Origin of the sequence: Streptococcus parasanguinis (assembly GCF_047463195.1) — a bacterium.
Classification (GTDB): Bacteria; Bacillota; Bacilli; order Lactobacillales; family Streptococcaceae; genus Streptococcus; species Streptococcus parasanguinis_R.
Genome location: NZ_JASHEI010000004.1, coordinates 34,900 through 60,721, shown reverse-complemented (window position 1 = coordinate 60,721; position 25,822 = coordinate 34,900). Strand labels below are relative to the sequence as shown.

Below are 25,822 nucleotides of genomic sequence, written 5' to 3'. Positions count from 1 at the left end.
TAGATTCAAGTAATTTGCTACAAAAAACTTCTATATTATTGTTTAATTTTCAAATTTTTTTGTAACACATTAAAAATACTTCATTCTACTAGTAAAAAAGTGAATCTCCTATGAGATTCACTCGAAAAAAATGATATTTCCAACTAGATCAGTTACCCTTCTTTTTACGTCGGGTAAGTCCAGCAATTCCAGCTAACCCTGTAACTAGCCCAAGAAGAGCTGATGTTACAGATCCTGATTCGCCAGTATTCGGAAGCACCACAGATTGGCTGTGTTTTTGTGATCCACTTGCTGATTCTGATGCAGACAATGACTCTGAATGAGAAATTAATTGGCTCATTGAGTTAGAGTATGAACCGCTACCAGATGTTGATCCTGATTGTGATTGACTCACTGAAACTGAAGTACTTACTGATGTTGAAGTTGATTCAGGGACAGAGGTACTCAATGATGCTGACTCAGATGCAGAGACTGATGTCGAAACTGAAAGCGAGGTAGAGACTGACTGGCTTTCTGATACTGAACTGCTCAACGATGCTGACAATGATTCGGAGGTCGAGATTGATTCAGATGTTGAGACTGATTCTGAGGTAGACGCTGACACAGACGTTGATACTGATTCCGACGCTGATACTGACTCTGAGGTTGAAACTGACTCTGACGTTGATGCTGATTCTGATGTTGACGCTGAATCGGACGCAGAGGCTGATTCTGAGGTTGAGACTGATTCGGACGTCGAAACAGATCCTGAGGTTGAAACCGACTCTGATGCAGACACTGATTCAGAGGTTGATGCTGATTCAGATACAGAAACCGATTCGGACGTAGACAATGATTCAGACGTTGATGCTGACTCAGATGTTGAAACTGACTCAGACGCCGATACTGATTCAGATGTTGAAACTGACTCAGACGCCGATACTGATTCAGATGTTGAAACTGACTCTGAGGCTGACAATGATTCGGATGTTGATTCAGACTCGGATGTCGAAACTGATTCTGAAGTTGAAACCGACTCAGACGTTGATGCCGATTCAGACGCTGACAATGACTCAGATGTCGAGATTGATTCAGACGTTGAAACTGACTCAGATGTTGATGCCGATTCTGATGTCGATGCTGATTCAGAAGTTGACGCTGACTCAGATGCTGAAACCGACTCAGACGCTGAAACTGATTCAGATGTAGACATTGATTCAGACACAGATGCTGACTCAGACGCTGACTCGGATGTCGAAACTGACTCTGAAGCAGAGACTGACTGACTTTCTGAGACTGAGCTACTCAACGATGCTGACAATGACTCAGAGGCTGATGCTGACTCAGAGGTTGAGACCGATTCAGAAGTTGACGCTGACTCAGACGTTGAAACTGATTCTGATGTAGACGCAGATTCGGACGTTGAAACTGAATCAGACGCTGAGACTGATTCAGAGGTTGATGCTGACTCAGATGTAGATACTGATTCAGAGGCTGATGCTGACTCAGACGCTGACAATGACTCTGATGCAGACACTGATTCGGATGTCGATGCTGATTCAGATGCAGACACTGATTCAGATGTAGATACAGATTCTGAGGCTGATACTGATTCAGAAATAGACACCGATTCAGATACAGAAACCGATTCGGACGTTGACACTGATTCAGATACAGAAACCGATTCGAACGCAGATACTGATTCAGAGACTGAAACTGACTCAGACGCAGAAGCTGATTCAGAAGTTGACGCTGACTCAGATGCAGAGGCTGACGCTGATTCAGATGTAGAAACCGACTCAGACGTCGATACCGATTCAGAGACTGAAACTGACTCTGATGTCGAGACTGATTCGGACATTGACACTGATTCCGACTCTGAAACTGACTCAGACGTTGAGACTGATTCAGAGGCTGACGCTGACTCAGATGTAGATGCCGACTCAAAGGCTGATGCTGATTCAGATGCTGAAACTGACTCAGAGGCTGATGCTGACTCAGATGCTGAAACTGATTCCGATGTAGACGCAGATTCGGACGTTGAAACTGAATCAGACGTTGATACAGATTCTGAGGTAGATGCTGACTCGGATGTCGATGCCGATTCAGAAATTGACACTGATTCAGATACAGAAACCGATTCGGACGTTGAAACCGACTCAGACGTTGATACTGATTCGGATGCAGATGCCGACTCGGAGGCTGAGACTGATTGGCTTTCTGAGACTGAGCTACTCAACGATGCTGACAATGATTCTGATGTCGAGTTTGATTCAGACGTAGACACTGATTCAGATACAGAAACCGACTCGGATGTTGATGCCGATTCAGATACAGACACTGATTCAGATACAGACACTGATTCAGATACAGACACTGATTCAGACGTAGACACTGATTCAGACGTAGACGCTGACTCAGATGCTGAAACTGATTCTGATGTTGACACTGATTCAGATACAGACACCGATTCAGAAGTAGACACTGATTCAGATACAGAAACCGACTCAGACGTCGATACCGATTCAGAGACTGAAACTGACTCTGATGTCGAGACTGATTCGGACATTGACACTGATTCCGACTCTGAAACTGACTCAGAGGTTGACAATGATTCAGACGTCGATGCTGATTCAGAAATAAATGCCGATTCGGATAGCGATACCGATTCTGACACTCGTTCACTCTCCGAAACTGAGGTAGAGACTGTTACGGACTCACTACTGCTGGCTGATACCGAAGCTGATACAAGAGCACTCTTTGAAGCAAGCTCTGATGCACGAACAGATTCGAATCGACTTGTCGAAATAGACTCTGAATTCGATACAGATTGACTATATTCTATTGAGTCCATCGTTACCGCAACCAAATTACTTGCATCCGAATAAACCGGATGATCACCGTAGAAGATGAGAGCTTTTGCATTCACTCCACCTGACTGCAAGGGCACTGTAGGCACTACCATCACCTGACCAGAAGCATCGGCTACTGCTCTTCCAACTTCTTCGTCATTGTTATACAAAACGACTGTCGACCCAGGATTGGCACCTGTCACTGTTACAGGTGTCTGGGTATTCGCTTTCTCCAATAGTCGCGTCGTAACTGTAGGTACTGGAAGGTGCTTGACAGGGACAGTCACATCATTTGAAGTGTTATCTTTATAAGTAATAGTCACTACACCTGACGCTGAGACAGAATACTCCTTGAAGTCCTTCGAGCTCACAATTTGGGGATTAGAGGTCTTGAACGCTTCCCAGATCCTATCTTTCTCAACCTCTACTAGATTGCTAGTATCGTTGACATAGAGCTCGGTCGCTACATCTCTAATCGGGTTACGAATGCCGTCATTTTGGGGTAAAACTTTAATTCGGAAAGAGCGATCAATAAACTGATTGTTCGAATTGGTAAAACGAACTGTAATCGTATAAGTCTTTCCGGGTTCTACGACCTCATTTCCTCCAACTTTCCCTTCGATCAACATAGGTGCGAACGGAGATTTCAGAGTCGCATTGGGAACTAAAACGCCTTCAACGCGCTCACTATTTGGAGCATATCCCATATAGGTCAAGATGACCCCACCACTTCGCTCTCTTACAATGTACTGTAGCTTAACAGGGTCTGAATTGTAAGCTGTAATCAAATAATTATTCGCAGGTCCACTCATGAAAAACGGCGCACGAAAACGATTCTCTGCATCTAACGAATCGCCCGTGCGCGGATCTCGTTGACCCGAAGTAGCACGGAGCACCGCATTGGCTAAGCGATTCCGAGCACTCTTTGCTTGGCTTTCAACAGCTTCAATTTGAATCGCTGGATTGGACAAACCGCTTCGAATCGCTTCTAAAGACAAATCTCCACTCTCAATCGCAGCTTCCGTTCCAGGTATCTCCAAAGCCTGCGCACGATAGGTGTATAAATCCAAAGCCAAAGCTTGCAGACGTTTTACGTCTTCCTCTGAGCGAGTGGTTTGATTCTTGTTTACTTTCTCACTGATTTCAGGATCCTGTTCAGAAGCTAACAGACTGTCTACATGACTAACTGAACCACTTGTAACATAGGATTCGCTCAAAGAAACCGACTGTGATAAAGAACTGCTTTTTGAAACAGACTGACGACCTGACTCCGTATGTGATAGGGATTCACTGACAGACCGGTTCATTGATCCAGAATCTGTAGCAGATGTCGTCCCCAAAACAAAACTGTCCTGACCAACCACACCTGTTGTTGGAATGATTTCAGATTCGAGAAACGAACTCACCTCATTTTCCTCTGCCAACACAGGTGTAGCAATTGTAGTTGCTCCAGCAAGAGCCCCCAACACAAGGATCCCTTTAGAAATCGGAGCAGGAACTGGATCAGCAGAAGTTTCGAAAGGTCTCACGATTTTATCAGTCGCATCACCACGAGAGATACGAAAAAACCCTAGTTGCGAGACAGATGCCCGTACCCAATTCTTTCCTGATTTGATTAATTTATAACGCGTGATTCGCTCCGTTTCGCGAAAATCACCCTTCGAACGTTTGAAAAACATGTCCGCTCCTTAAAAATAAGATATCGAGTTATTATACACTAATTTTCCCCAAAAGTAACTAATTAAGACTAGTTTTTAACATAAAAAACAGCACACAAAAAGAGAACCCGAAGGTTCTCTTTTTGGATCCTTTTTCATTTCCCACATACCTGAAATGACCGAATCAAATTAGGATAGAAGATTATTTTTCATCTTCTTTTTTGCGGCTTCCAAGCGCTGCAACCCCTGCAACCCCTGCAACTGCTCCAAGAAGAGCTGAAGCTACAGATCCTGTTTCACCAGTATTTGGAAGTTGTTCAAGAGCTGGAGCTGGTTTAGCTGGTTGCTCAGGAACTGGGTTCACTGGTGTATTAGGTGTTGGATCCATTGGTTTATTAGGTGTTGGATCTACCGGAGTATTTGGTGTTGGATCCATTGGTTTATTAGGTGTTGGATCTACCGGAGTATTTGGTGTTGGAGTTGGTGGCACTGGAGTGTTTGGTGTTGGAACGTTTGGAGTCTTCACAAGTTTGTAAACATAAGTAACGTTCTTATCACCTTCGATAACTTTACCAGTTGTTGGGTCTGTTGTTGTCAAGTGACCTTCACCGTCAACGTTACCTACTGGGTAGTTACCTTGTGGTACCAATTCATAGACTTTACCATCTGCAGTTGTGATTGTCTTAGGACGGTTATCCACAACTGTATCGTAGTCTTTACCTACTGGTTGGTCTTTTTCATCCACTACTGAAGTCTTGATCGTGTTACCATTTTCATCTACATAGTGAACGTATACATTACCCTTAGGTTGTACAGGTTCTTCGACAAGTTTGTAGATGTAAGTAACGTCTTTACGTCCTTCAACCACTTTACCAGTTGTTGGGTCTGTTGATTCAAGGTGACCTTGAGTATCTACTTTACCAACTGTGTAGTTTCCGACTGGTACGATTTCGTAAGTTTTACCTTCGAATCTAATGTATTGTGGACGGTTGTCTTCAACAGTGTTGTAGTCTTTACCTACTGGTTGGTCTAACTCATCTGTTACTGATTCTTTAATGGTATTACCTTCAGTATCTTTGTAGTGTACGTATACGCTACCCTTAGGTTGAGTTGGTTCTTCCTTCACTTCTTTGTAAACGTAAGTGATGATTGAACGCGGTTTATCAACTTTACCTTTAATTGGATCAGATGATTCCAAGTGTCCATCGCCATCAACTTTACCTACTGGGTAGTCACCTTTCGGTACGATCTTGTATGTCTTACCGTCTGGAGTCTTGATAGTATTAGGTTTTTCACCTTCCTCAGTTGTGTTATATGGTGTGTCATATGGTGAGTTTGGTGTGTCTTGACGAGGTTTTTGAATTTCTTTACCATTTTCGTCTACGTAAGTGATGATGACGTCACCTTCTTTAGGTTTCGTTGGATCTTCTTTCACTTCTTTGTAAACGTAAGTGATGATTGAACGTGGTTTATCAACTTTACCTTTAATTGGATCAGATGATTCCAAGTGTCCATCGCCATCAACTTTACCTACTGGGTAGTCACCTTTCGGTACGATCTTGTATGTCTTACCGTCTGGAGTCTTGATAGTATTAGGTTTTTCACCTTCCTCAGTTGTGTTATATGGTGTATCATATGGTGAGTTTGGTGTGTCTTGACGAGGTTTTTGAATTTCTTTACCATTTTCGTCTACGTAAGTGATGATTACGTCACCTTCTTTAGGTTTCGTTGGATCTTCTTTAACCTCTTTATAAACATAAGTAATCTTAGAAACTGGTTTTTCTACTTTACCTTTGATTGGATCAGAAGTTTCAAGATGTCCTTCACTATCAACTTTACCTACTGGATAATCACCAGCCGGTACACGTTCGTATTTCTTACCTTCAAACTCAATGTACTTAGGTTGTTCATCGTTCTCAGTAGTGTCATAAGGCGTGTTGTAGTCTGACTTAGGAGTATCTTGACGTTGGACTTTAATTTCCTTACCATCATTCTCACGGATGTAAGTAATAATAACTTCACCTTGAGGTTTTTCACTTTCAGAATTTGATGAAGAGTTAGATGCTGATTGTGATACAGATGTAGAAAGTGATGTCGAAGCCGATGTGCTCAATGATGCTGATTGGCTTGCAGATACTGATGCTGATGCTGATGCCGATGTGCTCAATGATGCTGATTGGCTTGCTGATACTGATGCTGATTCAGACGCTGATGTGCTCAATGACGCTGATTGGCTAGCAGATACTGATGCTGATTCAGATGCTGATGTGCTCAATGACGCTGATTGGCTTGCTGATACAGAAGCTGATGCTGATGCCGATGTGCTCAATGACGCTGATTGGCTTGCTGATACTGATGCTGATGCTGAAGCCGATGTGCTCAATGATGCTGATTGACTAGCTGATACGCTTGCTGACTCAGATGCTGATGCGCTCAATGATGCTGATGCTGACTCAGACGCTGATGTTGATTCAGAAACTGATTGGCTTGTTGAAGCTGATTGTGATTCTGAAATAGATTGCGATGCAGATTCAGATGCAGAAGCTGATTCGCTCAATGACGCTGATTGACTAGCTGAAGTTGATGCTGATGCTGAAGCCGATGTGCTCAATGACGCTGATTGGCTTGCTGATACTGATGCTGAAGCTGAAGCTGATGTGCTCAATGACGCTGATTGGCTTGCTGATACTGATGCTGATGCTGAAGCCGATGTGCTCAATGATGCTGATTGGCTAGCAGATACAGAAGCTGACTCAGATGCTGATGTACTCAATGATGCTGATTGGCTTGCTGATACAGAAGCTGATTCTTGCGCTGACGTACTCAATGATGATGATTGACTAGCTGACACACTTGCTGATTCAACAGCTGATTGGCTCAATGATGTAGAAGCTGATTCAGACAATGATGTAGAAGCTTGTTCTGATACAGACTGTGAGTTAGATACAACTTCTGATAATGATTGTGAAGCTGATTCTGATGCTGAATTTGAACCTGAATCTGATTGAGATTCGTCTTTCAACTTATAGATATAAGTAACATTCTTCTCACCTGAAGCCACTTTACCAGTCGTATCATCATCACCTGTCCAGTGACCTTGGCTGTCAACTTGACCTACTGGGTAATTACCAGCTTCTACAAGTTCGTAAGTTTTACCTTCAAATTTAATTTCTTTAGGACGGTTATCTACTACAGTATCATAATCCTTCTCAAGTGGTTGATCTTGCTCATCAATAACAGATCCCATGATCGTATTTCCGTTAATATCTTTATAATGAACGAAGACACTTCCAACTTCCTCATAAACGTAAGTAATGGTTGATTTTGGTTTGTCAACTTTACCAGTAATAGGGTCTGAAGACTTCAAATGACCGTTTTCATCAACACCTCCTACTGGGTAATCACCTTTAGGTACAATCTTATATGTCTTACCATCAGTGGTCTTGATGATATTTGGCTTTTCACCTTTTTCAGTTGTATCATATGGTGTATCATATGGTGATTTAGGTGTATCTTGACGAGATTTTTGGATTTCGTTACCTTTCGTATCTACATAAGTGATAACAACTTCACCTTCTTTTGGTGTTTCTTTCACTTTGTATATATACGTTACATTCTTATCTTCTTCAGCTACTTTACCAGTTGTTGCATCTGATGATGTAAGGTGTCCTTGGTCATCAACTTGACCTACTGTGTAAGTTCCTGCTGGAACCAATTCATAAGTCTTACTTTGGAACTCGATTGTTTGTGGACGGTTATCGATTACTGTATCGTAGTCTTTACCTACTGGTTGTTCTTTTTCATCTGTTACAAATGCTTTGATTGTGTTACCTTCAGTGTCTTTATAGTGAACGTAAACATTACCTTTAGACTTGACAAAGTAATAGTTCACATCAGTCGATGGTTTAATCGCAGTTGGAATTGAGTAGTTGTTTGAGAATGATGAATAACCCTTCAATTCAGAGTATACTTTACCATTTGGTGCTGTTGGGTCATTCGCAACAGATCCTTCTGCTTGGATTTCTGGAACTTTACCAGCAATGACGTTGTAACTGTTATTACCAGCTCCGGCAGGTGTCAATGATGTGCTTGGAGCACCTTTGAATGGACGTGGATAAGTGTGTAGAGTTCCGTCCATTTGTTTATAAGTATCTGTCTCAGTAGCAGACTGCCAACCAGTGATAATAAGATCTTTACTTCCAGCAGTTTCGTTGACTTCAATATAGTAGTCGCCATTTTTGCTGTTTACTTTTGTAACTTTAGTCTCATCAGCTTTCCACACTTCAGCAGCTTTGTTAACTTTACTTGTGTAGATGAGTGTGTACTTCGATACATCTTCAGTACCAATATCTGATGTCGCAAAGTTGTTAACCTGAGATGGATCAAGAGCGTAGAATTTCGTTACAGTTGAGCCATCAGTATCAACGATTTCAGAAATACGTTTCACGTAGTAGTGGTTGGCACCACCTTGAAGTTCGACAAGTTTTTGTCCAACAACACCCTTACCAAGGATACCAGATGTTTTTTGAGTTGAGTCAGTTGTTGCTGGTACTTGTTTGTAACCAGCAATCTCGCGATTGTTTGAAGCTGTGAATTGTTGCCCTGCAAGACCTGTTTGCGTATAGCTTGCAAGAACTGTTTCATTTCCAGTTGGTTTGTATGTTTGACCTTCTGTATACTTGCTGCTATCAACGACTTTATAGTAAGTTGTTTGATCAGCTTTCGCATAAGGAACAGAAGTTTGAACGTTTTGTTTGTCTTCACCTTGGTTACCTGGGTAGTTGGTATCACGGATTTGAAGTGTTTCATACTCAAGGTTAGCATTTACCAATGAGAAAGTTACGTTACCTGGATTAGTTCCGTTAGCACCCGCGTATGTCAAAGTATTGGTTACATCAGAGTTGTTGTTTGTGATGTAGCTTGGAAGTGAGATGTTGCTTTCTCCAGCTTTGATGGTACGAGTGTAAACTTCTGATCCATCAGACTTCTTCACAATACGCAAGTAAACATCTGGATTAGCGGAAAGGCTACCAGTGATAGCTGAACGGTCTACTGCAAGAGTCGCATAGTAATCAAAGTTTGTTTTAGCTCCAGTAGCGTGGTTCGTTTTAAGGAATTGCCATACACCAAAAGTGAAGCGATCAGCGTTTGGATCCAAAGCATAACCTGCTTCGTTAAAGGCTGCATCTTCAATCGTTGCACCATTCGCATTTGAGATAACTGGGTTAGTATCTACACTACCAGTAGTGCTTGTTGAGATTGGTGCCAACTGAGCTGAAATTGCTGGAGCACCGTTTACTGTTGTGTTTCCAGTAAATCCTGCTGCAGTCAAAGTTGCCATCATGTCATCTACTGACTTGCTCAAACGTTCGCGTTGGTCTGCGTAAGATTGAGCTGAAGCATTAGCGTTGATCAAGCTGTTGCTTGCTGTCAATTCTGTTTGAACTTTAGCGATGGCAGCTTCAAGTGCTGCTTTCTTTTCTGGAGCTGAAACAGTTGCTGAGTAGTCTCCTGCAATCTTGTTCAACAATGCTGCTTCTGAAGTGTTTTGTTCCAAAACAACTTTATCTTCAGCTTTCGCTACTGTTGTAGTGCTTTCTACACTTGCTTCAGAGCCAGCTGCTACAGTTGATTCGCTTGAAGCTGCTGAAAGTTCTGCTGAACCTTGTTCGCTCAATGAAGCTGAGTGAGATACAGATACGCTTGTAGAGGTTGAAGCACTTGCAGATGCAGAAGCGCTAGCTGATTCTGTTGTTGACTCAGTTGTTGATTCTGTAGTTGATTCAGATTGAGATTCAGTTGTTGAAGTTGTACCAAGTACAGTACTTCCTTGCTCTACAAGAGCTTCACTTGAAAGCTCAGATGCAGTCGCAACGTCTGATCCTGTTTCATCTGCTTTTGCAGTATTCGCTACTGTAGCTGCACCAAAAACAGCCCCAGCTGCTACGATCCCTTTGAGCAAGCCACGGCTTGTCATTTCTTTCACTGATACTGCGTCTTCACGCACTTCAGCTACAACAGTCTCTTCGACTTGACCACGAATGACTTTCAAAAGACCAAAGTTAGAAGTCGCAGCACGCAACCAGTTTTTACCTGATTTGATCAATTTGAAACGAGTCACACGATCTGTTTCACGGAATTCACCGTTCGAACGTTTAAAAAACATTTCTGTCTCCTTATTACATTTTTTATTTCCCTAACATTATAGACTAATCTGTCGATTTTTGGAAGCAATTATCCTTAATTATTGCTATTTTTTTATAATTTTTGTTTTAGATAGTGATAAAATCGTTTTCAGTAGGATCAATTTGTCAAACCGGGGCAATTTTTTGAAAAAATCCTATAATACTTTTACTTTAGAGGTAAAACAAAAAGCCCCATTTAATAGGGACTTTTCTGATAATTATCTGATTTTTTCCAACATGTTTTCAATGTGTTGGATGGATTTTTCGCGACCAAGTAAGTAGATGGTATCTGGCAATTCAGGACCATGCATTTCACCTGAAACGGCGATTCGGATTGGCATAAAGAGATTCTTCCCTTTGATCCCAGTTTCTTTTTGAACTGCTTTGATTTGTGGGAAGATATTTTCTGCCACAAACTCATCGTCTGACATGGCTTCGAGTTTCGCTTTAAAGGCTTCAAGTACAGTTGGCACGGTTTCACCAGCCATGACTTCTTTCTCTGCTTCTGTCAATTCTGGAAAGTCTGAGAAGAAAAGGTCTGTCAATGGAACGATTTCGTCCACTGACTTCATTTGTGGTTTGTAGAGTTCCACCAATTTCTCAGCCTTGTCTGTCAAACGTCCTGCTTCTTCGAGGAATGGTTTGGCCATTTCAAAAATGGTCGCAAGATCCGCATTCTTGATGTACTCATTGCTCATCCAGTCCATTTTCTTTTGGTCGAAAGCAGCTGGAGACTTGCTGAGACGATGTTCATCAAAGAGCTTGATGAGTTCTTCGCGAGAGAAGATTTCGTCTTCCCCACCAGGGTTCCAACCAAGAAGAGCGATAAAGTTAAAGACTGCTTCTGGAAGGTAACCTTTCTTACGATAGTCTTCGATAAATTGAAGGGTATTGGTGTCCCGTTTAGACAACTTCTTACCTGTTTCAGAGTTGATGATCAAAGTCATGTGACCGAACTCTGGTGCTTCCCAACCAAGCGCTTCATAGACCATGAGCTGTTTTGGTGTATTAGCAATATGGTCGTCTCCACGGATCACGTGAGAGATTTGCATGTCGTGGTCATCGATGACAACAGCAAAGTTATAAGTTGGATAGCCATCTTTCTTTTGGATGACCCAGTCACCACCGATATTGCCACCTTCAAACTCGATATCGCCTTTGACCATATCATGCCATTTGTAGATACCTGACTCATTGACTGCCAAGCGAACCGTTGGAATCACACCAGCTGCTTCACGTTCTGCGATATAAGCTGCTTTTTCTTCTTCGCTCATGCCAAGGTATTCATTGATATAGCGAGGTGTTTCACCTGCTGCTTCTTGGCGTTCACGTTCCGCTGCCAACTCTTCTTCAGTGACGTAAGATTTGTAGGCTTTTCCTTCAGCCAAGAGTTGGTCGATGTATTTTTGATAGAGTTCCAACCGTTCAGACTGGCGGTAGTTTTCATGCGTCTCTGGGCTTTCATCCCAGTCCATGCCCAACCAACGAAGGTTTTCAAGCTGTGAACGTTCTCCGTCTTCGACGTGACGTTTGCGGTCCGTATCCTCGATACGGATGATAAAGGTTCCACCATGGTGACGTGCATACAAGTAGTTAAACAATGCTGTACGAGCATTTCCGATGTGTAGTAGCCCTGTTGGACTTGGTGCATAACGCACACGAATATCTTTTGCCATATTTCTCTCCTCTTATCTTGTTCGCTATTTCTAGCTCATTTTTCAATCGTTCCTATTATACCACAAAGAAAGCAGGACTGAAATGAATAAGTGACCTTTCTAGCCTTTCTTCCTATGTATAGGAAAAAAGAGGCTGGGACAAAAGTCCTAGCCTCTCAATTATTTTTGGATTGTCGAGCAAGACGCAGTGGTTGAGTGGGCTCTACTACGCTGATTTCATCAGCTTTTACAGCCCTACTCAACTGTGCGGAGGTGGGACGACGAAATCGAATTCTAACGAATCACCGATTTCTGTCCCACTCTCTTATATCCAATCTATTTGTATCTTATTTTAAACGTTCTTCCAATTCAAAGTCAATTGGCAGGGTTTGTAAAAAGTGCTCCAACTCACGTTCCCAGTAGAACCATTCGTGCTTACCTGGGCTGTGGGTATAGGTGACATCCAAACCTAACTTTTCTAGTTCCTTGACTTCAAAATTATTGGCCTCATAAAGGAAATCCTGCTCCCCACACCAGATCCAGAGTTTGGTCTTCTTATCTGAAAACTTCTTGGCAGCAGTCTCTAGCGAGTAGGGACTGGTCGTCCAATCCTCAATCTCTCCAAAGATCCCCTTCCAAAAAGCTGGTTGTTCCAAGTCATTGTTTTCAAAATCCCGATCGTGGAAACTTAGAGCACCGGAAAAACTAGCCGCATGGGAGAAACGATTTGTCTTGAGAGCCAAGAGCATCGATCCATAGCCGCCCATGGATAGGCCAGCAATAAAGGTCTTCTCCCGTTTCTTGGTCATATTAGGGAAGAAGCGAGAAAGAGTCTCTGGCAATTCCTCTGCAATGGCCGTGTAGTAGTTGTAGCCATACTGGGTATCTGTGTAAAAGCCATTATTGGTATTGGGGAGGACCACGATTAGATTGGTATTGCGCAAAATGCGCTCCACATTAGTCCGCTTCAACCAGGAGTGGTGGTTGCCATTCATCCCGTGTAAGAGATAAAGGACTGGAATATCCGTATCCGCTGGATCTTCCACGCGCGATGCATCGGGATAAAGGACGGACACGCCCCACTCCATCTTTAAGGCTTCTGAATAATACTCAATCTGCATAACTGCCATTTGATTTCCTCTTTCTACTGTTAAAAACACTCGGCAAGCCTCTGGCTGCCAAGCGTTTCCATTTCTTCTATTATTTCACTTCCATCACGACTGGTAGGATGGCTGGACGGCGTTTAGTTTGTTCAAACAAGAACTTAGACAAGTTGTCGCGTACCAAACCTTTTAACTCACCCCAGTCAAAGCTATCTTGTGCCAAATAGTCTTCAACGCTTTGGTTGACCAATTCGCAACTTTCACGAAGAATATCCCGACTTTTCTTGACATAGACAAAACCACGGGTGTGCACGCGCGCTTTGGAAATAATTTTCTTCTCTTTGCGATTCACCGTGAGCGCCACGATAAAGATCCCGTCTTCTGACAAGACCTTACGGTCACGAAGGACGATATTGCCCACATCACCAATGGCATTTCCATCGATCATGACATCTCCAGCTGAGACGCTACCGGCAGGGACGAAGTCCCCCTTTTCGTACTCCATCACAGTTCCGCGTTTTGGAATAAAGATATTTTCAGGCAAGATACCGACTTCCATCGCTACTCGTGCATGGGCATCCAATTCGCGGTATTCCCCTTGGATCGGGAAGAGGTATTTTGGACGAAGAAGGTTGATCATCAACTGCAAGTCCCGTGCGTTTCCGTGACCAGACACGCGCAAGCTTGACGTGATCAATTTGACAATGCCACCTGCTTGGTAGATCATGTTTTCCACACGAGCCACCACAGCTTCTTTAGCAATAGATGGCGTTGTGACGACGTAGACCAAGTCCCCATCTTTGATTTCCACATAACGGTGACGGCCAATAGACATCTTGCGCAAACCGTTGATCGGCTCACCCATCCGGCCTGTTTCCAAAATGATCAATTCATGATCCTCGAAACGGCTCATTTCTTTTGGCTTGATCAAGAGTTTTTCGTTGGCAAGAGACAATTTGTTCAAGCGAATAGCTGTTCGGACGATGTTTTCCACATCAAACCCTGTCAAGACCACTCGACGACCAGTCTCAGCCGCAGCATCAAAGACCTGCTGGATCCGAGAAAGGTTGCTGGCTACCGCTGCTACGATGACTCGACCATCCCAGTCTGCAATTGTATCTAAGATAGCATCGCCCACTTCTTGCTCACTGGCAACTTGAATATTACTATCCGCATTAGCCGAGTCACTCAAGAGAGCAAGGACGCCTTCGCGTCCAATCTCAGCTAGACGAGCAAAGTCTGTCGCGTATGACTCGCTGGCAGTTTGGTCAAATTTAAAGTCTCCTGTGTAGACGATATTGCCCTCAGGAGTGCCAATCACAATCCCGATACTTTCAGGGATGGAGTGGGTTGTTTGAAAGAAAGAGACGACGGCATCGCCAAAATCAATCTCAGAATTTTGATCAATAACATGGAAGTCGTTGAATTTCTTCACACTGTCATTGCTTTTTACAAAGAGTTTAGCCAACTCAATGGTCAACTCTGTCCCGAATACAGGGACTTTCGCTTCCGCCAAAAGATAAGGCAAGGCCCCAATGGCATCCGCATGACCATGGGTCAAGAAAACACCCGCAATGCGGTCCTTGTTTTCAAATAGATAATCCATGTTGGGGATAACGACATCCACCCCAAGTTGCTCATTTTCTGGATACTTCAAACCTGCATCCAAGACAAAAATCGAATCGTTCACTTCGGCAACGTAGAGATTTTTCCCATTTTCTCGAACACCGCCAAGAGTGACTAATTTAATACTACTCACTGTTGTCTCCTTTAGTGTGATTATTTTAATACTTACGGTCCTTGGTCGCCCAAGTCGAATTACAGCTTTGCAAATACTTGCATATCCACTCTATTATACAATTTTTTTCTCTTTTTTTCAAAAAGCTTTCCATAGCAAAAAAGTCCTCTCATCTGAAGTAGATGAGAGGGCTTCTAGGCGCCTATTTTTAGGGGGAAAAGACCCTAAAGATGGTAATCTCCCCGTTTATTTTCAATGATCCGCATGGCTGCCTTGATCACATGAAACTTGCCTAACAATTCCTCTAGGCGCTTACTATTTCGCTCGCTCAATTGGCCGTTCTTGACCGCTTGGGACAGGCGATAAAAATCATCCAAATCCTCCCCAATGTTTTTAAACAGCTCTTTGGCTTCCTTGAGTCGGTAGCGATTGACTAGGTAGGTCACATCTTTTTTGAAGGAAGCGACATTGTTTTCGTGAATGTCCGTATAGGCTTCCTCTTCTTCCTTAGACTCTTGGTAATTAACCGCCTTAAAGCAAGTGATGAACTCCCGACTTTTGATATTGCAAACAAAGATGACGCCATCACTGGCTACATAGGCTTCTGTGTTGGCGGGTTGAACCACATTACTATCATAAGGAGAGAGGGAGGAGAGGTGTTGGTTGATCCACTTATTCAAGTGCTGATCATCTACGCCAAAGCGCTCAAAAGCTCTTTGCCGAAAATGGTCCCGACAACTATATTCTTGCGCATACGACAATCCCATACTCTCACCTCCTCCTGAGTATTTTATAAAAATGGCCTCCAGTCTTACGGGACTAGAGGCCTGGTCTGCTTCACTGACTTGGTGCAATTAACCTTTTGGCTAACAAAACAATGTTTATGATGTTGATTTCATTTAATAGTATTTGTGTAAAATACCAGAGGTTTTCTTTGCTATCCTAAATCCAAATGATTAGTTTTCGACTGGACGCATCGAAGTTTGAAAACCTTTACAAAAAGCTTCTACCTACTATTTCCACGTTTTCTTATGTCTCCGGACAAACTAAGCAGGTTTGCCCGACCGTCCAACCGATCCGACACACACGACATGACTGCTCTTTTACGATAAGAGCATGAACAGATATCAGCAAAACAGGCCCAAAACGAAGTAACCTAAATTTTAACTCGGTAAGGCATTGGTATCAATCCCTTCTTTATCTTTCTAACTATATTATACTCAGCTACCTAAGTAATTGCAAGCGATTTCAGCTGAAACTAGTTCCAATTTTTATGCGGTTTTACAGATAATTTAAGGAAAAGAAAAGAGGCTGGGACAAAAATCCTAGCCTCTCAATTATTTTTGGATTGTCGAGCAAGACGCAGTGGTTGAGTGGGCTCTACTACGCTGATTTCATCAGCTTTTACAGCCCTACTCAACTGTGCGGAGGTGGGACGACGAAGCGCCATGAACGATGTCGCTTCTGTCCTACTCCCTATTTTCACTTTATCCGCTACGCCCTTTGTATCTTAGTCTTTCTCAAATAATTGATAGTAGTCTGCGATGGCCATTTGGGCTTTTTCTTCTTGATTGAGATCTTGGACGATATGCCCATCTTTCATCACAATCAAGCGATTCCCATATTTCAAAGCATCTTCCATATGGTGGGTGATCATAAGAGCCGTGAGGGCATCTTGTTTCACAAACTCATCCGTCAAGGTCATCAGAGCCTGGCTGGTTTTCGGATCCAAGGCTGCAGTGTGTTCATCTAATAGCAAAAGTTCTGGACGTTTTAGTGTCGCCATCAACAAGCTCAAAGCCTGACGTTGCCCCCCTGATAGAAACTCAACTGCTGTATCGATATGATTTTCCAAGCCATTGCCGATCTTAGCAAGAACTGTTTGAAACTCTTCTTTATAGCTTGCCAAGTGACGCGGAATCAAACCACGTTTTTCTCCACGAAACTTCGCTACCAAGAGATTTTCTGCCACTGTCATGCGAGGCGCTGTTCCCATTTTAGGATCTTGAAAGACACGAGATAGGTACTTGGCTCTCTTCTCAGGAGAGTAGTTGGTCACATCTTCCCCTAGAATATAGATCTTCCCGCTACTAACTGGAAGTGTCCCAGCAATGGTATTAAAGAGGGTTGATTTCCCAGCTCCATTGCCCCCTAAAATCGTGATAAAATCATGTTCTCGAATTTCCAAGGAGACATCATCCAGAATGACTTTTTCTTCATTCATCCCATTGCTCACAGCTTTGGTTACATTTTTTAATTCTACAATTGCTGTCATTTACTGAGTTTCGCTCCTTTCATGATTTTTCCCTTAAAGGTTGGAATCATCAGGCAGATAGCCAAGATCAAGGCACTGAAGATTCGAATATAGCTGGTATTGATGCCAAGCGCAATCACGGCCCAAATCAAAAATTGGTAGGCGATCGATCCGATCGCAATACTGAGCAAGCGCTCTGTCAAGGTGACATTTGAAAAGAGAACCTCTCCAATAATGAGGCTGGCAAGCCCGATAACGATGACACCAATCCCACGTGAAGCGTCCGCATAGCCTTCTTGTTGGGCCATCAGTGCACCAGAAAGAGCAATAATCCCATTTGAAATGACCAAGCCCATCAACTCCATCCGGTCGGTGTTGATCCCAAAGCTCTTGGCCATATCTGGATTGTCCCCTGTCGCAATATAGGCTTGACCCAAGCGTGTATCCAAGAAGAAGATCAAACCAAGGATCACAAGCGTTACGAAAATCAAGCCAATCAGAATCTCATTGAACCCACTGGCAAAAGGAAGAAATTCCTGAATTTTTTTATAGCCCAGAAGTCCCAAATTAGCCCGCTGCATGACAAAGAGAATAACCGAGTTACAAGATGTCATTACAAGGATCCCTGACAAGAGTGTCGGTATTCTCCCTTTTGTGTAGAGAAGACCCGTCGCAAGTCCCGCCAAACACCCTGCACCAATAGCAGCCAGCGTCGCAAGGAGTGGATTGACCCCTTTGGTAATCAAGGTCACCGCCACCGCTCCTCCAAGCGGGAAGGACCCTTCTGTCGTCATATCTGGAAAATCTAGAATTCGGAACGTCATAAAGATTCCTAACCCTAGAATGGCCCAAATCAAACCTTGTGAAACAATTGAATTAATCATAGTTTCTCCCTTCGATAATAGTAGTTTAATTGTATCACAAATATGGAGGAGAACCTATAGGAAATTGTCATCAATTCCCTTTTCATGCTTTATAAAAAAACCAAAAGGTAGTACCTTCTGGTTTTTAATCGTGATATTTTTTTAAAGGATTGAAAGAAAATCTTAGTCTTCTTTTTTCTTTTGAGCAAGACCAAAGCCTGTTGCGATCACACCAAGCAAGCCAAGGCTGGTAAGAGCTGTTGCTGATTCTGTACCTGTGTGTGGCAATACTTCTTTCACCTTCACAACATCTGAGACCAAATTTTCTTCAACCTTTTGCTCTACCATTGGCGCAGGCGTATGGTAGCCAATAATTGGTTTAGGCTCTGGTTTAGGTGTTGGTGTTGGTTGCGGTTCCGGCTGTGGCTCCGGTTGTGGTTCTGGCTGTGGCTCCGGTTGTGGTTCTTCTTTTGTAACAAGAATATTATTTTTATGCCATTCTACAGTTGGTTTTACAGTTTCTTTTAGCACCGGATCCTTTTCCAATTCAGGAGCTGTTGGCTTCACTGGTTGTTCAGGAACTTTTGGTTCTACCTTGTAAAGTGGACAAGCTGGCGGAACAGGAACTTCCTTTTCAGCTGGAACGTCTTTGATTTCAGGTTTTTCAGGGGCTGTTGGAGCGGTTGGAGCGGTTGGTTTCACCGGTTCATCTCCTGGATCTTGTGGAAAGGCAACATTTGAATTGATTGAGAACCAATAGAGGGTTGCTTCATCCGTAGCATTTGCTCCCTTTGCAGTGAACTCAAGATGGCCGTCTTTCAAGATAACTGCACCACCACCATAGTAGAGATACGGACTTTTGGGATCATCCCATCCTTTAGTTGAACTTGAAGGATCCGCATTAAAGGTTGCACCTTCATTCATGTACTGGTTTTGTTCCTTGGCAAATACTTCCTTAGTAGTTGGATCTTGGTCAACACTAGAATTTGGCAATTTAATAAATTCTTTATTTCCAATATTTACAGACTCTACGTGAGGTGTATTTTGGTGCTTCATCCGTGGAGTATAGGTCAAAATCCCTGATCCCGCATCAACTGAATAAGTACCGACAATATCAGAATTATCCCCAAATTGATAGTCTTCTGTTCCGATAGAATGACCATTCCCTCCACCTGAAGCATTGACTGTCGTCACATCAAGGACAGTTTCTTCACTGACTGAGAAACCATTCCCATCCCAAGTTGCTTTTTGACCAACGATCTTCAATGGATTGTCAGCATCATTAAAGACTTGAGCGCTACCGAAGTTTGCATAGCCACGCTTCACAGCGACATCTGCTCCGTCAAGACTAGGGTTGCTACCATCTGAATAAGGATCCCAAGTTCCACGAACAGTGTTTCCATTGATATCTTTAGCTTCTACAAGAAGGGCGCGAGGTTTGTCATTTTCAACATAAGAAGCTCCATTCCAGTGGTTTAAGGAATTCAAAGCCAAAATGGCATTATGGTTAGCTAAATTAATCAATTGATCATTTTCATCATAAAATTCAACATCAACACCAACTGTGACGGGTTGGTCTGTGTCAGTTGAGCTTCCGATCGTCATTGTTACCGCTGGATCATTGTAAATTTGAACGATTCCTCGACCGTCATTAGATGGCAAGCTTTTCACTTCATACTTGTAGACCACTTTAGCGATACGCTTGATATCACGACCTTCTTTGATATTAGCTTGGCGAAGACCCTTGTAGGTTACGTCGAACTTATCTCCAACTTTGACGACTGCCCATTCGATTTCATTATCTGCATATGGGTTCGTTGTTGTCAAATCAGAATCTTGTAGGTTCTTGGTTTCATACATCTTGGTAGCTTTACCATCCCCATACAAGCGAGATTGACCTTCTTTTGTCAAATACGTAGTAAGTCCTGTTGTTTGGTGGTAAAGCGTCGTTGTTTCCCCATCTGCCAACTCTTCTGGGAGGAAGGTCAAATCTTGTTTGTACTTCTCAGGGTTTCCACCACGCTCTGCAACCATCTTATTAAAGGCATCTTTAGCATCATCGTATTGCGCTTTTTTCTTCTTGTATAGTTCATTATCAATCAAGTACGCTGCTTGCGCTTCATCATAGAGACGCTTTTTCTCCTTGTAGTCGGCTAATTTGATATCGTAAGCCTTTTGGGCTAAATTGTTTTCTGTCTCAACGGCTTGTTTGGCTTTAACAGACTCAATATAAGCTTTAAAAGCAGTTTGGTATTCTTCAAAGGCTTTTTCATAAGCCGCTTTTGCAGCCTGATTATCTGCTAGGGCTACAGCATTCTCAGCCACTGCTTTTTCGTAAGCAACTTGCTCTTTGTTATAGGTTTCAACTTCCTTGTCATAAGATGCCTGAGCCACTGCATTTTTCGCATCTACAACTGCTTTTTCCTTCTCATAAGTTGCTTGATTTGCTGCAACTTCTGCCTTATAGTCTGCTACAGTTTTATCCATAGCAATGGCTTGCTTCGCATAATCTTGCTCAGCAGTTTTTTCATCTGCTTGGGTCTTTGCCTCTGTTTCTGTAACTTCAAGTCCAGTAGTCGCCGCATCTGTTTTCGCAGTCTCCAAATAATCTGGTACAGCAACTTCTTTAGTCTCAGTTGTCGATCTTGTTGGAGTAGCCGTTGTTGAAGTGACCGTTGTAGTAGCTGAAGCAACTTCATCTGCAGAAACAGATGCAGCACCTGCTACTGCAAGAACCGTAGCGACTGCTACAGAACCAAAAGCGACAGACGTTTTACGCAAGGCATATTTGGTAGTCTTGCTATCTTTAATTAGTGACATATAATTCCTTCTAACCTCTTTTTCAAATTTATCCTTACAAAAATCAACACTTTAAACGCTAGTGTTGATTTTTGCAAAGAGATATTAACACTTACCCCCTTATGTGTCAATATTATTTTTTGATTTTTTTCACATCTCCATTTAAATTTTGCTTCTTTTTTGATAAAACTCCTTGTTTATAAAAGTTTTCTTTTTAGTTTTCTTCTATATATGTCAAACGTTTGATATCTGATTTTTGCCAGTTCATTTTTCTAAAAAAATTTTTTTAACTTTATTTACAGAAATAAAAACAGAATAAACTGCAGAATTTCTTTTACTAATAGGCTTTACAACTTATACAAACGTTTCTCCTTGTTCTGTTTTTATCACTAATTTGTACTGTTTTTAAAATGCGGGGAAATTTTGTGTCAAACGTTTTTTAGTTTTTCATTTTTATGAATCAAAAACCCCTATTTAAGGCTATTTTCTAATACTTCCATGAAAATTTTCAAACAGGCTTTCATTCTTAAATTGACACTATCTAGTGAAATGTCGTATACTTATTGGCATCGACAGAACAATTTACTTTAAACTATTCAACGAACTATACAAACAGTATGTGGGAGAAAAAAATGAAACAACAAAAAAATAGTGTCTCTGAAAAAGGGCACGGCTATTTTCGCAAGCGCAACAAGGCATTGGTCTCTATGATTACCCTTTTTGGAGCCTTGATGGTAAGCTCTGTTGCCATGGCTGATGAGGTCAACACCAATCCGACTTCTGAGATCCCAGCAACCGCTCAACCAGTAGCAACCAATAGCAGTACTCCTACCACTACTAGTGAGGAAGGTGCTACGACGGAAGCAACGTCTTCTCCATCGGAATCAACACCAACTGTGACTGCCACTCAACTGGTCAGTGCAACTCCAGCAACTACTTATAATACTCCAAAAATCACCAACGACGTCACCTTTGATAAAGCGACTTATAAAAGTGGGGAAGATGTTCAGATCTCCATCAACAACCCTGAAGTGGTTTCATCTGATGTCACTGTCTCTCATTTAGATCAGGTCATTTATGAAAAGAAAAACGTTGAAGGCGGCGAACTGACAATTCCAAGTACGATCTTTTCACCTAATGCTGGATTTATCGTTGATGTCCTTGGTAAGAAAGCAGATGGCTCCCAAGCCTTTCATAAGGCAGCGGGTCTTGCTGTTGAAGATGACTGGACGATCTACCCACGTTATGGGGTGGTTGCCGGCTCAAAAGACAATCACAACTCCATCACCAATGATCAGGTAGAAGGCTACAAGAATAGTATTGACCAATTGGCCAATATGCACATCAACAACTACTTCTTCTATGACGTTTACAATACACCTGCCAACCCATTCCCAGCAAATGTTGAACGTTTCACTCAAGATTGGGCTACTTTCTTGATTCCAAATAACGAAACAGATCCTGACAAGCGCAAGTCCTACTTACCTGTCATCGATACAGAAGCAGTCAAAGAGCTGGTGGCTCATGTCCATACAACTGGTGCCAAAGCCATGCTGTATAACATGATTTACGCAGTTTCCCTCGAAGAAGGGGTCCCAAATGAAGTGAAAAGTGCCATTGTTCGCAATCTAGAAGACCATTTCAATTTTGGTAAAAAGGGTGATGTCACAGCGACTGATATCCAACAATTTCTCGATCCGGGTGATCCAAATTGGCAAAGATTTATCATCGAAGTCATGACCAAAGCCATGAAAGAAGGGAATTTTGATGGATGGCAAGGGGATACCATGGGATCTAACTGGGTGGAAAAAGTCAGTGAACCTGGAAAAGGCTTCTCTTTGAGCGAACACTATCCAGAACTAGCCACAGCTGCAACAGAGGCCCTCAAAAAAGAAGGCTATGACTTCATGATCAACGATATCTCTACTGGAGATGCTGATCGACTAGGAAAGACCAATGTCTCTGCACCTTATGCGGAAGTTTGGGGCGATAGCATTGCCTATGACTCTACCTACCAAGCCTTGACGCGCCTTACCGAACGGATGCGTGATCTATACAAGGGGAAATCTCCTATCATCGCAGCCTATACCCATCGTGGTAAAAATGCATCAGCCCTCAGCAAAGACAACGAATTGCTGACAGATGCCATCATCGCAGCAAGCGGTGGTTACCATATGACGACTGCAGCCCTCAATACTTCTCAAGATGCTAAAGGTTTTGGGGTGATCCAAGCAGAATGGTATCTCAATCAAAACCTACCAGTCAATGCTGAGTTTGCCAATGCAGAATTCAACTACCAAGAATTCATCGTTGCTTATCAAGAACTTCTCCGCGGACGCGACACCTTGGCACATGATACTCGTCGGATTGTAGACAATACAAATGTACTGGTCAACGGCAACTTCATCGGATCCAACCTGGATAATGCTGACGGGGTTCAACCTGGAACTGTTTATACCATTACAAAAGAAACCAAGACGGGTGATCGGATTGCTCACTTGATCAATTTGGTCGGCATCACTGAAAACAAATGGAACAGCGCTGTGAATACAACCGAAAAATTGACCAATATTCAAGCTTTTGTTCCACTCGGAAAAATCACAAAAGATCAGGCTGAACACGCCAGCATTTACTGGGCAACACCTGATGCTGTTGAAGGAAAATACAACATCAACCTCCGAGAAACAAGCGCAAATGTTTATTATGACGGAGGAGCTGGCCAATGGATGGCTGCTATCGATGTTCCGAGTCTAGATGTATGGGACATGCTCTATGTCAAACTCAATGAAGCCGCTCATGTTCTTTATCAAGACGAAAACGGAGTTGAGCTCGAACGTTCCAGTGACTTGGTTGGTCATACAGGTGAAAAGATCAACTACTCTACAAAAGAAACCATTGCCAACTATTTGAAGAAAGGCTACGAACTAGTAGAGAATGGCTTCGATGCAGACGGACAACCGAACTTTGACCGCGACGCTAACAACACCAATGATGATGGCGTTCAAGAGTTTATTGTCCGCTTGGCACCAAAAATTGTGGAATTTTCTGCAACACAGCCCATACAAGCCGGTCAAGTTGTTCCAGGAGATAGCGAAGGTCGTGTCTATCCAACTCCTCTAGCTCCAGCTGGTCAAACAACGGCTGATCTGAATCATTTATCTGAAACAGTTACCCGTACGGTAACCTATGTAACAGAGGACCAGGATGGATCTAACCGCCAGCCTGCAGGAATAGCTGATCAAACTAACACCCTTCATTTCAGTCGCAAAGGTACCATCAATTTGGTGACAGGCGAGACAAGTCTTGAAGACTGGACAGCTCAAGACGGCACAAGCTTTGCAGTTCTTGAAAATCCCGTCAAAAAAGGCTATGTTGTCGTAGCAGAAGAATCGACTGATGCCACCTCTTCTGATCTGACAAAAGCAGGAGAACATACAGGCATTCATGCTGATGCAGCAGACATCACAGATACGGTCATCTATCGCCCAGTCGGTGCCTATAGGATCAGCTATGCTACTGGTAAAGAACCAGCCCATGCTCAAAAAGAGATCACTTATCTAAATGATCTCACAAATCCAACCGCCATTGCATCTCCTACCGCTACCCTTCCTTACGTGGAGGGATTAGAGCCAAAAGATGCTCGTGGACAAGTCTTAAACCTTGTGGATCCACTTGACGAAACCAAAGGCTATCTTCTTCCAAGCCCTGATTCTCCAACAGCTGATACTGCTATTACCTATGCCATCAGCAAAGGATCGGTCAGAGTACGATTCCTCATTGAGGGAAGTGACACTGATCTGCAAGAGGCGCAAGACCTTGCTACAGAGGTAGATTTCGGCACCAAGTACACCAGTGAGGCCCCAACAGAAATCACAAAAGATGGTCGTATCTACCATCTAGTTGGACACCGTGCTGATTCTGCTGATCCAAGTGGCACAGTCACTAAGGGAATGAAAACTGTCATCTATGATTACAAGTTAGCTACAGGAACGGTCATCGCGCGATTTGTCATCCAAGATACTAACACTGAATTGCAACCAGAGCTTGCTGTTGCAACAAATGTGGACAATGGAACCCATTACGTCGCTAGCGCACCAGATGAAATCTCCAACGACGGCCACATCTATGAACGGATCGGTGCAGCTGAACAAACTGGGAACGTAGAAGTGGGAACAACCATCTTGATCTTTGCCTACAAGGTCAAAGAAATCCCTACTCCACAACCATCCCCAGAAACAGAAAAAGAAGAAACAGGCAGCCCTCTTCCTTCCGTGACAAAAGCAAACACGACTGATGCTCATGAAGAAAAGGAATCACCACTTCTCTCTAACAAAGAAGAGGAGAAACCTCTTGAAACAACAAGCCAAACAGAGGAACTCCCTGAAGCTGTTCCTAACACCCCTCAAGAAGGAACTCACCTACCTGCAACAGGTGAAGAAGGCTCTCAGCTAGCCTTACTTGGACTTGGCCTCTTAGCAGGTTTGGCCAGTTTGATCTCTTACAAAAAGAAACAAGAGTAGATCCCAAACACAAAGAAACTTCCTATGGAATTCTGTTCCAAGGAAGTTTTTTTATATTTATACAACTCATTCAGAGTCTAGATCCCTTTTATGAGGGTAACTGACGACAATAAGGGTGTGAAGTACTACCACTCCAAACCCTACTGTATCCCAATTCAAAGTGGATTCATTCCCCTTGTTGCCGGCAGTTTGAAAGATCAAATTGCTTTACTAGTA

Annotated in this window: 10 protein-coding genes; 1 reads left to right on the top strand and 9 read right to left on the bottom strand. The window is 42.9% G+C overall.

The features are described 5' to 3' along the window. Positions 1 to 148 precede the first annotated feature (148 nt). The 9 genes from QM870_RS04580 to QM870_RS04540 form a co-directional block, all read right to left on the bottom strand. Complete coding sequence (locus tag QM870_RS04580; protein ID WP_414368808.1) at positions 149 to 4,510, bottom strand: KxYKxGKxW signal peptide domain-containing protein; 4,362 nt, start codon at positions 4,508 to 4,510, stop codon at positions 149 to 151. Positions 4,511 to 4,691: 181 nt separating this feature from the next. Continuing rightward, a complete protein-coding gene (locus QM870_RS04575) occupies positions 4,692 to 10,655 on the bottom strand; it encodes an accessory Sec-dependent serine-rich glycoprotein adhesin (protein ID WP_414368806.1) in 5,964 nt (1,987 codons plus the stop codon). A 237-nt stretch (positions 10,656 to 10,892) separates the two neighbouring features. Then, positions 10,893 to 12,350, bottom strand: a complete 1,458-nt coding sequence (gene gltX, locus QM870_RS04570; RefSeq protein ID WP_414368804.1) for a glutamate--tRNA ligase — start codon at positions 12,348 to 12,350, stop codon at positions 10,893 to 10,895. Positions 12,351 to 12,676: 326 nt separating this feature from the next. Beyond that, positions 12,677 to 13,459, bottom strand: a complete 783-nt coding sequence (locus QM870_RS04565; protein WP_070586761.1) for an alpha/beta hydrolase — start codon at positions 13,457 to 13,459, stop codon at positions 12,677 to 12,679. 70 nt (positions 13,460 to 13,529) lie between these two features. After that, the gene (locus tag QM870_RS04560) at positions 13,530 to 15,191 is read right to left on the bottom strand and encodes a ribonuclease J (RefSeq protein ID WP_003008950.1); all 1,662 of its coding nucleotides are present in this window, start codon (positions 15,189 to 15,191) and stop codon (positions 13,530 to 13,532) included. Positions 15,192 to 15,394: 203 nt separating this feature from the next. Further along, positions 15,395 to 15,937 (bottom strand): hypothetical protein, encoded by a 543-nt coding sequence (locus QM870_RS04555; RefSeq protein ID WP_118096064.1) that lies wholly within the window; start codon positions 15,935 to 15,937, stop codon positions 15,395 to 15,397. 743 nt (positions 15,938 to 16,680) lie between these two features. Then, on the bottom strand, positions 16,681 to 17,445 hold the full coding sequence (locus QM870_RS04550; protein ID WP_414368801.1) for an ABC transporter ATP-binding protein: 765 nt from the start codon (positions 17,443 to 17,445) through the stop codon (positions 16,681 to 16,683). Further along, the gene (locus tag QM870_RS04545; RefSeq protein WP_003008955.1) at positions 17,442 to 18,308 is read right to left on the bottom strand and encodes an ABC transporter permease; all 867 of its coding nucleotides are present in this window, start codon (positions 18,306 to 18,308) and stop codon (positions 17,442 to 17,444) included. The genes QM870_RS04550 and QM870_RS04545 overlap by 4 nt, the downstream gene beginning before the upstream one ends. A 162-nt stretch (positions 18,309 to 18,470) precedes the next feature. Beyond that, positions 18,471 to 21,107, bottom strand: a complete 2,637-nt coding sequence (locus QM870_RS04540) for an LPXTG cell wall anchor domain-containing protein (RefSeq protein ID WP_414368799.1) — start codon at positions 21,105 to 21,107, stop codon at positions 18,471 to 18,473. 611 nt (positions 21,108 to 21,718) lie between these two features. Between QM870_RS04540 and QM870_RS04535 the strand changes: the two genes are divergently transcribed. Then, complete coding sequence (locus QM870_RS04535; RefSeq protein ID WP_414368797.1) at positions 21,719 to 25,606, top strand: glycoside hydrolase family 66 protein; 3,888 nt, start codon at positions 21,719 to 21,721, stop codon at positions 25,604 to 25,606. The last annotated feature ends 216 nt before the right edge of the window (positions 25,607 to 25,822 follow it).

Excerpts from the sequence above, each read along its gene's own strand:
- QM870_RS04545 (WP_003008955.1), bottom strand. The coding sequence starts at position 18,308 with ATGATTAATTCAATTGTTTCACAAGGTTTGATTTGGGCCATTCTAGGG.
- QM870_RS04580 (WP_414368808.1), bottom strand. The coding sequence starts at position 4,510 with ATGTTTTTCAAACGTTCGAAGGGTGATTTTCGCGAAACGGAGCGAATC.
- QM870_RS04540 (WP_414368799.1), bottom strand. The coding sequence starts at position 21,107 with ATGTCACTAATTAAAGATAGCAAGACTACCAAATATGCCTTGCGTAAA.
- QM870_RS04555 (WP_118096064.1), bottom strand. The coding sequence starts at position 15,937 with ATGGGATTGTCGTATGCGCAAGAATATAGTTGTCGGGACCATTTTCGG.
- QM870_RS04535 (WP_414368797.1), top strand. The coding sequence starts at position 21,719 with ATGAAACAACAAAAAAATAGTGTCTCTGAAAAAGGGCACGGCTATTTT.
- QM870_RS04550 (WP_414368801.1), bottom strand. The coding sequence starts at position 17,445 with ATGACAGCAATTGTAGAATTAAAAAATGTAACCAAAGCTGTGAGCAAT.
- QM870_RS04565 (WP_070586761.1), bottom strand. The coding sequence starts at position 13,459 with ATGGCAGTTATGCAGATTGAGTATTATTCAGAAGCCTTAAAGATGGAG.
- gltX (WP_414368804.1), bottom strand. The coding sequence starts at position 12,350 with ATGGCAAAAGATATTCGTGTGCGTTATGCACCAAGTCCAACAGGGCTA.
- QM870_RS04575 (WP_414368806.1), bottom strand. The coding sequence starts at position 10,655 with ATGTTTTTTAAACGTTCGAACGGTGAATTCCGTGAAACAGATCGTGTG.